Origin of the sequence: Agarivorans aestuarii (assembly GCF_019670125.1) — a bacterium.
GTDB classification, from domain to species: Bacteria; Pseudomonadota; Gammaproteobacteria; order Enterobacterales; family Celerinatantimonadaceae; genus Agarivorans; species Agarivorans aestuarii.
Window position 1 is genome coordinate 2,746,881 of sequence record NZ_AP023033.1, and the last position, 12,586, is coordinate 2,759,466.

Here is a 12,586-nt window from a genome sequence, read left to right on the forward strand (position 1 = left end):
TGTTTCGGTACCTATTTACTCAGGAGCTAGGCTTTCATACGGCAATCGTTGAAACCTTGGCTGCGCTTCACGTTAAGCTTTTGGTGAGTCCAGAGTAGCGGCATACATAGCGGGCCAAATAACAAGCCAGCCACGGTCCAACGCCAACGCGGCAAAGAAAACTTAATGGCTTCAATATAGAAAAATAGGCCAAAACAGGCTGAAAACAACAAAACGAAAAACATACTACTCGCTCTAATACAGACAAGGTGGCAGATAGTAACAGAAATGTCTTATTTAGACTAAAGCCAAGGCGAATAATTCACCTTGGCTTTGTTAGACTTGCTTTACAGCTTAAGCGTAATAGCTTTCACCTTGTCCAGCCATCGTTACTAAGGCTTCGCAGGGTTTAAAACGTTCTCCGTAACTTGACTCCATCGCTTGCAGCTCTTTTACCAAAGTAGCGACTCCGATGCTGTCCATCGCGCGGAATGGTCCACCTAAGAAAGGCGGGAAACCAATACCGAAAATAGCGCCTAAATCACCATCTCGCGCACTGCGTATAACCCCTTCATCTAAACAGCGCGCTGCTTCATTAAGCATCATATAAACACAACGCTTAGACAGGGTAGCTGCATCGAGTGAGGTTTTAGGTGTAACACCCAGTACTGAGTACACCTTCTCGTCAACTTGCTTAGCTTTGGCTTTTTTACCCTTGCCGTATAAGTAAAAGCCACGGCCATTTTTCTTACCTAAACGCTTGTCATCGATAAGTTTGGCAAATGCATCTGGCGCTTTAAAGCGCTCACCTAACTCAGCTTCTAAAATAGGGGCAATTTTAGAACCGACATCAATGCCAACTTCATCAAGCAAGGTCATTGGCCCTACAGGAAAACCATAATCCAACAAGGTTTTGTCTAAGTGCTCTATGCTTTGCCCTTCTAGCAACAACATGGCGGCTTCATTCATGTAAGGCGCAAGAATACGGTTTACATAAAAGCCTGCGCCATCTTTCACTACAATCGCAGTTTTACCTTGCTTACGAGCAAACTCTACCGTATCGGCAATGGTTTGCTCATTAGTGCCAGCATGCGGAATAATTTCAGCCAAAGGCATTTTTTCTACTGGACTAAAGTAATGCAGACCAATCACTTGCTCTGGGCGCTCGGCTTTAGCCGCTATTTGCCCAATAGGCAGTGAAGAGGTATTGCTGGCAAAAATCGTTTTTTGATTACAATTGGCTTCAATATCAGCCACCATTTGTTGCTTAAGCGCTAAATCTTCAAATACTGCTTCCACCACAATTTGGCTATTTTGCATGCCAACAAAGTCTGTTCCGCCGGTAATGTTATTCATTTGCTGCTGCAGCTGGGCATTGGTAATAAATCGGCGTTTACGCTTTTTATCTAACAACTTATAGGCGTAATTTAGGCCGCCTAACACACCCTTTTCGCTAATATCTTTAATACGAACTTGTGCTTTAGCTTTGGTCGCCGACACAAAAGCAATGCCCGCTCCCATTAAACCACCACCTAAAACTGCAACTTGATTAATTTTTTGTGGCGACACGCCTTCAAACAAACTTTCTTTTTTCAGTTCATTCGACGCAAAAAACAAGCCGCGCAACGCTGCTGACTCAGGACTTTTCACTAAGTCGGCAAAACGCTTGGCTTCTTCTTGATAAGCGGCCTCGGTGTTTTTCTCAATCCCGGCTTTAACACAGGCAATGATTTCGTTAGGCGCTGGGTAATTCCCACGCGTTTTACTCATGGTTTGCTTGGTTACCTGAGAAAACAACACATTACGACCAACCGGGTTACCTTCCAATAACTTTGAAATGGTACTTAGTTTAGGTTTTGGTTTACGTTTAGCTTTACCAGCATACTTCTTGGCAACATCTAGCAGCACGCTGTTTGGTACCATCTCATCCACTAAGCCACTTTTTAGGGCTTGCTTGGGGCGTAACTGTTTGCCAGTAAGCATCATCTCTAAGGCTTTTTGAATACCAACTAGCTTTGGTAAGCGTTGAGTACCACCGCCACCGGGTAACAGACCAAGTTGTACTTCAGGCAAGCCTAGGCTGGTTTTATCATCGTTACTACATACTCGATAATCACAGGCTAAGGCGACTTCTAAACCGCCACCTAAGCACGGGCCATGAATAGCAGCAATAACCGGAAACGGTAGCTTAGCTAAGCGGGCGAAAACTTTGTGTCCGTCTTGTGAGAGCTTTTGCGCATCGGCGGCTGTATCACAGCTATCAAGCATGCCAATATCAGCGCCGGCGATAAACGAATCAGCCTTTCCGCTATGCACCACCATACCAGTAAGTTGAGACTGAGAAGCAAGGTCATCCAATATGGCATCCAGCTCGGGGCCAAATTCAGCTTTTAAGGTGTTCATGGTTTCACCATGTACATCAATTTTTAGCAGCGCAACATTCTCTTCAATCGTTAAGGTGAAAGTTTGCTGTTCCATTATTCAACCTCCAAAACCATTGCCGCGCCCAAACCACCTGCCGCACAGGCAGTGGTTAAACCTAAACCACCACCGCGACGACGCAGTTCGTTAAGCATTTGCGTAATCATTCGTGCGCCAGTGGCAGCAAAGGGGTGACCATAAGCAATTGAGCTACCCATTACGTTAAACTTCTCCATGTCAATTTCACCCAAGGCTTTGTCTCGTCCAATGGATTGTGCAAATTCATCACTAGCAAACATCTTCACATTGGCTAGGGTTTGCGCGGCAAAGGCTTCGTGCATTTCAATTAAATCTAAATCCTGCAAAGTGATACCCGCGCGGTCTAATGCGATAGGCGTGGCATAAGAAGGCCCCATTAACATGTCTTCCCACACGTCGATACCGGCAAAAGCATAGCTTTTTATGTAACCTAAAATCGGCAAACCTTGCTCTTTGGCTTTGTCTTCTCGCATAAGCAATACCGCGGCGGCACCATCGGTAAGCGGTGTAGCGTTAGCGGCAGTTACCGAACCATGCTTGCGGTCGAATACGGGTTTTAGTTTGGCCAGTTTCTCTTCACTTGAGTCACCGCGCACATTGTTGTCACGGCTAATAGAGGTTTTAAAAGGCTCTGGGTAAGCAGTCATTACTTCGTCGTCCAACTTACCTTCTTCCCAAGCCTGATGCGCTAAGCGATGTGAACGTGCAGCTAACTTGTCTTGGTCGGCGCGTTTAATGCCGTGCGTTTTGGCCATTTGCTCAGCGGTTTGTCCCATGGAAATACCTGTAGAGTACTCAGCCACTGCCGGTGGAACCGGCACCAAGTCTTTAATTCTTAGCTTTTTAATAATATTCCAACGCTGCCCTGCACTGCGGGCTTTAGATAGCTCAAGTAAACTGCGAGCTAGCTTTTTGCTCACTCCAATAGGTAACACTGAAGATGAATCTGCACCACCAGCAATACCACAATCAATTGTGCCAGCCATAATGGACTCAACCACGTTAACCGTTGCTTGAAAACTAGTAGCACAAGCCCTAGAAACACTATAAGCATCAGTAGACACATCTAGGGGAGTACCCAAAACAATTTCACGGGCAATGTTTGGCGCTGCAGGCATTTGTACCACTTGACCAAATACCAGTTGTTGAATCTCTTTCACGTCTAGATCTACACGCTTAATTAATTCATTAACCACCATTTTCCCAAGGTCTACGGCTGGAACATCATGATAGGCTGTGGCTTGACGCGCAAATGGCGTACGCAAACCCGCAACTACTGCTATGCGTGCGCCATTCGCCGTTTGTAAAGATTGTTGTTGGTGCATTCAATTTATCCTTAACGAGTTAAGAGGTCAGACCTCATAAGCTTTATATTAACCATTTCTTCACATAATTCAAACAAGCGATTAAAACTAGTAGTAAGCCGTCAAATTTAAAGGAAATTTTTTGAGCCTAACTGAAGAGTGTTTTATCATCCGCATGCGATGAACAATTCAGAGGATCAAATGAGTAACAACACACTATCGGCCATTAGAGATTACCTTAACCAAAGCATAGTTGGCCAAACTGAATTTATTAATCAATTACTTATCGCTTTATTAGCCGACGGGCACATATTAGTAGAGGGTCCTCCAGGCCTTGCTAAGACCCGAGCGGTTAAAGCACTATCGGAATGTATAGAAGGTGATTTTCATCGAGTCCAGTTCACCCCAGACTTATTGCCCGCCGATTTAACCGGTACCGATGTGTTTCACCCAGAGACTGCCAGCTTTAGCTTTCAGAAAGGGCCTATTTTTCACAACTTAGTATTGGCGGACGAAATTAACCGCGCCCCAGCTAAAGTGCAATCGGCCTTACTTGAAGCCATGGCCGAACAACAGATCACCGTTGGCAGTAGCAGCTACCAGTTGCCTAAACTGTTTATGGTAATGGCAACCCAAAACCCGATTGAGCAAGAAGGCACCTACCCGCTTCCCGAAGCCCAGCTCGACCGCTTTATGTTCAAGCTGTGTTTGAACTACCCTGATGCAGAAAACGAACTCAAAATTCTGCAGCTTACTGAACGTGAAGCCAAGCAAGTGCACTTACGTCAGCCAGAGCCGCTCACTCAACAAAAACTGTTTGCCCTGCGCCGAGCCATTATGGAAGTACATATTGCGCCGCAGTTAAATCAATATATCGTTGATTTAGTGGTAGCCACTCGCCAGCCCGAGCGCTATACCGACGAATTTAGTCAATGGCTAGAATTTGGTGCCAGCCCGCGTGCCAGCATATCCCTAGCCCGCGCTGCGCGTGCTAAAGCATGGCTTGATGGACGAGACTTTGTTAGCCCAGAAGATATTCAACAGCTTGCTTACCCAGTATTGCGCCATCGTTTATTGTTAAGCTATCAAGCGCAAGCAAAAGGGATTCAGGCCGATGCAGTTATCCAACGTTTGCTTGAATTGGTGGCCTTTGCCTAATGGATACCATTAGTCGCCAATCGCCAGTCAGTTTACAAATTGAGCAGTTGATAGAAGCGCGCGCCATTCATTTAAATATGCCTCCTTGGCGCCAAGTAAGCAGTAGCCGCCATGGTAACCGCTTAAGCAAGGTACGTGGGCGTGGCATGGAGTTTGACGAAGTACGTCATTACCAACCGGGAGATGACATACGCTGCATCGACTGGCGAGTGACTGCGCGCACCGGTAAAACCCATACCAAGTTGTTTCGAGAAGACCGCGAACATCCAGTGTTTATCTTTCTTGATTTATCACATTCGATGTACTTTGGCAGTGGCGACAAACTTAAATCAGTGTTTGCTAGCGAATTGGCTGCTTGTTTAGGTTGGAATGCACAGCAACTTGGCGAGCGTGTGGCCTTAACCCTTCACCTAGGTGAACAAGCCCACAACCAAAAACCTGCAGCCAGTAAAACCCATTGGCTAGCCCAGCTACAAAGCATCGTGGAAGTGCATAACCAACAATTTGCGGCTCTGGCTCAGCAGCAACTGCAAGATTGTTCACCGACTCATAACCTTGAGACTTTATGCCAATTAGTTAAAACCGGCTATCAAGTGCATTTAATCAGTGACTTTTACCACTTTGACAGCGCCGCGGCTTTGCACTTGCAACGCTTAGCTAGCCACAACCAAGTTTTCGCTTGGCAAATTAGCGACCCCTTAGAGCAACAACTGCCCAAGGCAAACACCGCAATGCAACTGCAAGTAAGCAATGGAAATAGCGAGGGATATTTGCAACCCGACAGCAAAGCGTTTAGGCAGCAGTTTATGCGCTTAGCCAAACAGCGGCAGCAACACATTCAACAGATGTTACAGCAGGCGCGTATTCCTCATCAGCATTTTTCAACAGCCTTAGAGTGGCAGGACTATGCCTGAGCAAACAAATCCTTTAGCAGATCTAAAAGACATTATTTTACCCGCCAGTTATGAAACCGCCTTACCCGCCATAGGTTGGTGGCTACTCGGCTTGCTGGTAATAGTTAGCTTAGTAGTGCTGATGTTTGTAAGCTGGCGCTATTGGCAGCTAGACAAACCACGTCGCGAAGCCATGCAAACGCTAAAACAACACACAATGAACTTGGCGGAACTTAACCTATTAATGAAACGCCTAGCCTTAAGTTATTACCCGCGCCAGCAAGTTGCGTCATTAGGTGGTGAAGACTGGTTAGCTTTTTTAGATAGCACTTCCAGCACAAACTCGACTGCTTTTGCTGAACAACGCAGTGCTTGGCAGCAAGCCTTGTATGCTGCAGAACCTGCAGATTCAAACCAACAGTGTATCGAATTGGCAGAGCAATGGATTAAGCAAGTAAGGCCGCCGCTTAATCTAGCCAGCCTGTTTGGCTTCAATCCAAAACAGCAAGACAAGATGCTGCAAGCAAGTAGCGCCAATAAAGGAGGCGCAGATGTTTGAGTTTGTCTGGCCTTATGTATTCTTGCTACTTCCAGTGCTTTGGCTAGTGGAGAAGTTTAGCCAAACCAAGCAGCAGCAAAGTGAAGTATTAGTTAACAGCAGTTTACCCTTTACTCAAGCACAAGCAGCGTTAGAACAAACCAATAGTCCGCTTAAGGTTGGCTTTAAATGGCTAGTGTGGTGTTTGTGTATTACTGCGCTAGCGCGCCCAGTATGGCTAGACGATGAAGTGCAAGGCCTTAACGAGCAAGGCCGCGACTTACTATTATCAGTTGATATGTCGGGCAGTATGCAGATTAAAGACATGCAAGTTGACGGTGAAGCCGTTGACCGATTAACCGCTCTCAAGATTTTGCTTAGTGAGTTTATTGAGCAGCGCCGTGGCGACCGCTTAGGCATGATTCTATTTGCCGACCACGCCTATTTAGCCAGCCCATTAAGCTTTGATTTAGACAGTTTACTGATTCAAGTAAAAGAGCTAGTGCATGGTTTAGTGGGTGATAGAACCGCCATTGGCGAAGGCATTGGTCTTGGCATAAAACAGCTAATGAACCACCCCGCAGAACAACGTATCTTAATCTTGCTGACCGATGGTCAAAATACCTCGGGCTCGGTAGACCCGATGCAAGCGGCAGAGATGGCTGCCAAACATCAGGTGGTGATTTATACCATTGGTGTAGGTGCCGACGAGCTTTATCAGCAAACCTTATTTGGCTCTCGTAAGATTAACCCTTCGCAAGACTTAGATGAAGGCGCGTTAATTCGCATCGCAGAAATGACTGGAGGGCAATATTACCGTGCTCGCAGCACTGAGGAATTATCGCAAATTTATCAGGAAATAAATGCCTTAAACCCTATCTCCGAGGCCCAACAATATTACCGACCACAATACGAGCTGTATTATTGGCCGCTTGCTCTAGCCAGTTTGTTGCTAATGGCCAGTTTAGCTAGCCCGCTGTTAGTGCGCCGCTTTAACCGGGAGGCCAGTAATGTTTGATATAAGTTTACTGCGCCCAGAATGGCTCTTGCTAAGCCCGCTACTCTTGCTGCTATTGATTAAAAAGCAGCAGCGTGAACAGTCGGCTTGGAGCAAGTTGCTTAGTCCAGGCATTGCAAAATACTTGGTTGAGTCGCCAAAACAAAGCAAACAATCTCAATGGTCTTTGGCGGCTCTATTTACCTTGATTTTATTCGCCCTAAGCGGCCCCAGTATCATTAGTGACAATGTGCCGCTCTACCGCGAAGGCTCGGCACGAGTGTTAATCATGGACATGTCTTATTCAATGCGCGCGCGCGACGTAAAGCCCGACCGGGTTGAGCTGGCAAAATACAAAGCGCTCGATCTACTAGAACAATGGAAAGACGGTGAAACAGCCCTTATTGCTTATGCCGGTGATGCCTTTGTACTTAGCCCCTTAAGTAGTGATACCAATACCCTCGCCAACCTGGTTCCCCACCTTAAACCAGAGTTAATGCCCGCTCACGGCTCAGCCCTAAACCTCGCCATTGAGCAAGCTGCCGAACTAATAAAACAAGCCGGCTACGCGCAAGGTGATGTTGTAGTGATTGGCGATGGGCTGAGTGAGCAACAAATGCAACTTAGCCTAAGCAGTTTACAACAGCACAATTTACGGTTCTCGATGTTGGCATTAGGCACCAAAGATGGCGCGCCGATCCCTCTAGAAGATGGCAGCATGCTAAAAGACCAATATGGCAGCATTGTTATTGCTAAGTTAGAAGCAGATAACTTCCTGCCCCTTTGCCAAAACACCGGCGGTATTTGCCAGCTGATTAGTGCTGATAATAGCGATATTGAGAAACTGAGCTCCTTACGTAGCCGCAATTTTGATAGCGAACAACAAAGCAATCAACAAGCGCAGGTGAGAAAAGATATTGGCTTTTATCTGCTGCCTTTTATTTTGTTGATGCTACTAAATAGCGTGCGCCGCGCAGAGCTATTGCTAGTTAGTTTATGTGTTAGCATTTTTGCCCTACCAAAGCCCGCTCTGGCTAACTCGGTGTGGACAAATCAAGCTCAACAAGCACAACAAGCTTTCGAAGAAGAACGTTACGGCGAAGCTGCTGAGCTGTTTACCGACCCAAGTTGGAAAGCCTCAGCTTTATACAAAGCAGGTAACTATCAAGAGGCGCAAGCGCTGTTTGCTCAAGATAGCAGTGCCAATGGGTGGTTTAACCAAGGAAATGCTCATGCTCAACTTGGTGATTATCAACAAGCTATAGAAGCCTATGAGCAAGCCTTAGAACTACAAAATGACTTCCCTGCCGCTCAACACAATAAGAAATTAGTTGAAGAGCTGTTAGAACAACAGCAACAAAACCAGCAACAGTCAGAGCAACAAGATTCTAGCGATTCTGATGAGCAATCAGAGTCGGACTCATCTCAACAACAAGGTGACCAACAGCAGGACGATTCCCAAGCAGAAGAGAATCAAGACCAACAGTCGCCTTCTGAGCAACAGTCAGAGCAAGAGCAAGAGTCTGAACAGCAACAACAGGCACAAGCCGGCGAAGAACAGTCAAATGAAGAACAAGAGCCTGAGCAAAGCGCTCAAGCCAATAACTCGCAAGGTGAACCGAGTGACCAAGAAGAGTTACAGAAATGGCTCGAAGATCTGCCTAATGACCCTAGTTTGTTGCTTCGCAATAAAATGTATCTTGAATATCAAAAACGACGTCGTCAGCCTAGTAATCAGGAGAACTGGTAAGTGAAAGCGCTTAGTGTATTTTTTATTCTTTTACTTAGCTTTAATGCTTATGCCACGACTAAAGTTACCGCTTCGGTTAGTCAAAACCCTGTAGCAGTTGGACAAGCCTTTACGCTAGAAATTGTGGCTGACGATACCTTGGCGGCCAGTGAATTTGACTCATCGGTGTTGTTAAGGCAAAAGTTTGTAGTAGGCAGTACTTCAACTAGCCGCCAACACACCAGCATCAATGGTGAATCATCAACTCAAACGCGCTGGACCACAACTTTGTTAGTGCGTGAAGAAGGTAACTACCTGATTCCTAGTTTTAACATTGGTGGGCAAAACACAACACCTATTCAACTAAAAGCTAAAGTTATTGAAGCCATTGAGCCAAGCAAAGATCAGGTTCGCATGGAAGTAAGCCTAGATAATGCCGAGGTTTACATTGGTCAGCCAGTTACCTACACCGCCAAGATTTGGGTCGCTAACAGCCTAGACCAAGCCAATATCATCGCGCCCAGTATGTTAGGCGCCAAAATAGAAAAGCTGGGTGATGACAAACAAGACTTAGAAGTAATTGACGGCAAGCGGTATCGCACCCTCACCCGCCATTGGTTACTCACACCAGAAAAAGCCGGTGAGTTTGAAGTAAGAGGTCCGCGACTTAGCGGTTTAGCTAACGACATCAACCGCCGTGCTCGACCAGTAGACATTGCCGCACAAACCCTATCTCTAGAAGTAAAAGCCCCGCCAGCGAGTTTCCCTGGCAGGTGGCTGCCATCTAACGACCTATTGCTATATGAAGAGATTCAACCGCTGCAAAGTGACTACCAGCAAGGTCAAGCATTTACCAGAATCATTAACCTAACCATTGCTGGCATTACCGAAGAGCAACTTCCGGAAATAGATATAGATTACGGAGAAGATTTCCGGGTTTACCCAGAAGCTTACCAAGACCGCACCATTGTGAAAGACGGTATTGTATTTGCGCAGCGCAGCCTTAATGTCGCGATCATTCCGGTAAACGAAGGCGAACTTACTCTGCCTGGTTGGTCGCTACCATGGTGGGATTTAAGCAAAGACCAACAAGCCAGTGCAGATATTGCTCCGCGCACTATTACCGTGGTGGCCGCACCGGTTAGCCAACAGCTGCAAACCCTCAGCAGTAATCAAGATATTGCTCCCGAAGTGATAGAAAAACCTAGCACCTCCTTATGGACTTGGTTTTTCGCCTTAGCGTGGCTAATCACAATGGCGCTATTAGTGTGGGTAATTAAACGCAAAAAAGTAACAACTACCGCGAAGACTCAAGTGGAGCAAAACGATGTGGTAGCAACTTTAGATGATAATTATTGGTCGCAGTTTTCAGCCGCATGTAACAGCGGTCAAATGCAACTGGCAGAACAAGCTTTAGGAAAGTGGCTTACCAAGCAAGAGCTAAGCGATAGCTTTCACAACTTACATAAAGAAATTAGCGCCGCAAATTGGGCTAGCGAAGCAAAAGAAGATTTTGATTTAATGGCGTTTTTAGAGCGATGCCAAGTCTTAAAGAAGCAGTTTCAAAATAAAAAAGAGCAAGGAGAAGCAGCGCTCTCCTCGCTCAATCCATAACTTACAACAGCGTGTTTAGCGGTTTAAGCCTAGTTGGAAGATTAGGCTTTCTGCTTGGCAACAAAAAGTAAACGAAGCAGCCAGCTTAACGCCGCCTTCAACAGCGCTAATCTCGCTGCTAATCTCACAAGGATCCGATTCAGCTTTACGCGCTTTTTCTACCAACAGGTTCAAACGGGTTTCGGCTTGTTGTTGCTCGGCAAACACTTCTTCAACTTGTGCTGTACACTCTTCACCGTCGATAACGGCACCAACATCAACACAACAACAAGTTTTAGATTCTTCTAACTTAGTTTTCATCTATTTTCCTTTCATTTACAACAGGCCTTAGTTATAACTCATCAATCTAAACCAAAGCGAAATCAGGTGTATAGTGTGTACCATAGACCAAGTACGGTCTCTTTGATGCGTATCATAACAGATTAGCCTTCTACGTTTTATCTAGGAAATTACATGGTTGTTGATTTTTTTCGAAAGAAAAACCAAACCGACTCGGTCATGTCGGATATGGAAGCAAAACAAAAACGTTATGAAGCCCTAGTACAGGCTTACAATAAGGATGTTTACCGTTACGCCTACTGGCTAGTAAAGGATAAGCATATCGCCGAAGACATAGTTCAAGAAACCTTTCTTAGAGCTTGGCGTTCACTCGACAGCCTTAAAGATGAAAAGGCAGCTAAGGCATGGTTAATTACCATTCTTCGCCGAGAAAACGCCCGTCGCTTCGAGCGAAAACAGTTTAACTTGGTGGATATCGAGGATCATTCAGTTGCCGATGTAAATGCTACATCTACCGAGCAACAAATTGAAAATGAATGGTTGCGCCGCCAAATAGATAAGCTGGCACCTGAATATAAAGAACCGCTGCTACTCCAAGTGATAGGTGGATTTAGCGGTGATGAGATTGCCGATATGTTAGAGCTAAATAAAAACACAGTAATGACACGGCTTTTTAGAGCAAGAAATCAGCTCAAAGAAGCCCTAGATAATGACCAAGAACGAGGACAAAGCAATGGATGAGCTAGAATTTCGCCGTCAGTTGTATACCAATCCTCGAGAGCGTAGCGATACGCTTATACAGGAAGCAACGCGCACACCTAAAAATAAAAAACTGTATGACGAGATGCAGCAGTTTGAATCTAAGCTAGAGCAAGCACTAAACGTAGATGTGCCCGACGCCCTAGCTGAGCGATTAATACTTAGCCAAAGCTTCGACGATTCACAACTGGAATACCGCCGCAAAACCCGAGTACATATTGCTATGGCTGCGTCAATTGCCTTTGTAGTGGGTTTAAGTTTTAGCTTAGTTAATTGGCAACTGCCCGCAGGCCATACAGATATGGGACAAGTGGCTCTAGAGCATGTCTATCATGAAATGCCCTTCACCAGCGGTGTCGATGAGCAACCTAACTTACAAACCATTAATGCCAAGTTAGCCCGTTATGGCGCAAGCTTTGACCAGCTACCCGGCGATGTAGTTTATGTTAACCACTGTGCTTATGCAGGTGCTCCAGCTTTTCATATGATTATGAAAGGAAAAATGGGCTCAAACATAAATGTGTTTGTAGTGCCTAAATCCACCGAGTTGCAAGCGGTTGAAAGCTTTGCCGATAAAAAGATGCACGGGATGGTTTCTAAACTATCTAATGCCAACCTTGTGGTGGTGGGTGAACGTAACGAACCTATTGAAAAAGCACTTGATACGCTCACCGCAGATTTAACTCAATCTATCTGATTTAATTAAAATAAAGTCAACTCCTATTGTCTTATCAATGGGAGTTGATTTTTTTGTTTGTGAACTAGCAATAAAGCTCAACAATCCCGCTTGATGTTTCGAAACAATCATTTATATTTCTTCGCTCACCAAGATCAAACAAGTGTTTAACTTTTGTGCAGCAGCTCCAACTTTTGACA

Annotated in this window: 12 protein-coding genes; 8 read left to right on the plus strand and 4 right to left on the minus strand. The window is 45.5% G+C overall.

Going from position 1 to position 12,586, the window contains the following annotated elements; translation table 11 throughout:
- Positions 1 to 26: 26 nt before the first annotated feature.
- The 3 genes from K5609_RS12735 to fadI all read right to left on the minus strand — a co-directional run bounded on the left by K5609_RS12735 (position 27) and on the right by fadI (position 3,764).
- Positions 27 to 224: a hypothetical protein gene (locus tag K5609_RS12735; protein ID WP_221073975.1), complete on the minus strand. Its 198-nt coding sequence runs from the start codon at positions 222 to 224 to the stop codon at positions 27 to 29.
- Between the two features lie 109 nt (positions 225 to 333).
- Entirely contained in the window at positions 334 to 2,457 is a 2,124-nt protein-coding gene (gene fadJ, locus K5609_RS12740; protein ID WP_221073976.1) for a fatty acid oxidation complex subunit alpha FadJ, read from the minus strand.
- Positions 2,457 to 3,764: an acetyl-CoA C-acyltransferase FadI gene (fadI, locus tag K5609_RS12745; protein WP_221073977.1), complete on the minus strand. Its 1,308-nt coding sequence runs from the start codon at positions 3,762 to 3,764 to the stop codon at positions 2,457 to 2,459. The genes fadJ and fadI overlap by 1 nt, the downstream gene beginning before the upstream one ends.
- Positions 3,765 to 3,944: 180 nt before the next feature.
- Between fadI and K5609_RS12750 the strand changes: the two genes are divergently transcribed.
- The 6 genes from K5609_RS12750 to K5609_RS12775 are packed head-to-tail and all read left to right on the plus strand — an operon-like array spanning position 3,945 to position 10,672.
- Positions 3,945 to 4,901 (plus strand): AAA family ATPase, encoded by a 957-nt coding sequence (locus K5609_RS12750; protein ID WP_221073978.1) that lies wholly within the window; start codon positions 3,945 to 3,947, stop codon positions 4,899 to 4,901.
- Positions 4,901 to 5,815, plus strand: a complete 915-nt coding sequence (locus K5609_RS12755; RefSeq protein WP_221073979.1) for a DUF58 domain-containing protein — start codon at positions 4,901 to 4,903, stop codon at positions 5,813 to 5,815. Before K5609_RS12750 ends, K5609_RS12755 begins: the two co-directional genes overlap by 1 nt.
- On the plus strand, positions 5,808 to 6,353 hold the full coding sequence (locus K5609_RS12760) for a DUF4381 domain-containing protein (protein WP_221073980.1): 546 nt from the start codon (positions 5,808 to 5,810) through the stop codon (positions 6,351 to 6,353). Before K5609_RS12755 ends, K5609_RS12760 begins: the two co-directional genes overlap by 8 nt.
- The gene (locus K5609_RS12765; protein ID WP_221073981.1) at positions 6,346 to 7,350 is read left to right on the plus strand and encodes a VWA domain-containing protein; all 1,005 of its coding nucleotides are present in this window, start codon (positions 6,346 to 6,348) and stop codon (positions 7,348 to 7,350) included. Before K5609_RS12760 ends, K5609_RS12765 begins: the two co-directional genes overlap by 8 nt.
- Positions 7,343 to 9,079: a VWA domain-containing protein gene (locus K5609_RS12770; RefSeq protein ID WP_221073982.1), complete on the plus strand. Its 1,737-nt coding sequence runs from the start codon at positions 7,343 to 7,345 to the stop codon at positions 9,077 to 9,079. Before K5609_RS12765 ends, K5609_RS12770 begins: the two co-directional genes overlap by 8 nt.
- On the plus strand, positions 9,080 to 10,672 hold the full coding sequence (locus tag K5609_RS12775; protein ID WP_221073983.1) for a BatD family protein: 1,593 nt from the start codon (positions 9,080 to 9,082) through the stop codon (positions 10,670 to 10,672). It begins immediately after the preceding gene.
- Positions 10,673 to 10,687: 15 nt separating this feature from the next.
- Here K5609_RS12775 and K5609_RS12780 read toward each other — a convergent pair whose 3' ends face one another.
- A complete protein-coding gene (locus K5609_RS12780; protein ID WP_163131802.1) occupies positions 10,688 to 10,972 on the minus strand; it encodes a YfcZ/YiiS family protein in 285 nt (94 codons plus the stop codon).
- A gap of 153 nt (positions 10,973 to 11,125) precedes the next feature.
- Between K5609_RS12780 and K5609_RS12785 the strand changes: the two genes are divergently transcribed.
- Together K5609_RS12785 and K5609_RS12790 are read left to right on the plus strand one after the other, a co-directional pair.
- Positions 11,126 to 11,692, plus strand: a complete 567-nt coding sequence (locus K5609_RS12785; protein ID WP_016403442.1) for a sigma-70 family RNA polymerase sigma factor — start codon at positions 11,126 to 11,128, stop codon at positions 11,690 to 11,692.
- A complete protein-coding gene (locus K5609_RS12790) occupies positions 11,661 to 12,407 on the plus strand; it encodes a DUF3379 domain-containing protein (protein WP_221073984.1) in 747 nt (248 codons plus the stop codon). The genes K5609_RS12785 and K5609_RS12790 overlap by 32 nt, the downstream gene beginning before the upstream one ends.
- Positions 12,408 to 12,586: the final 179 nt, after the last annotated feature.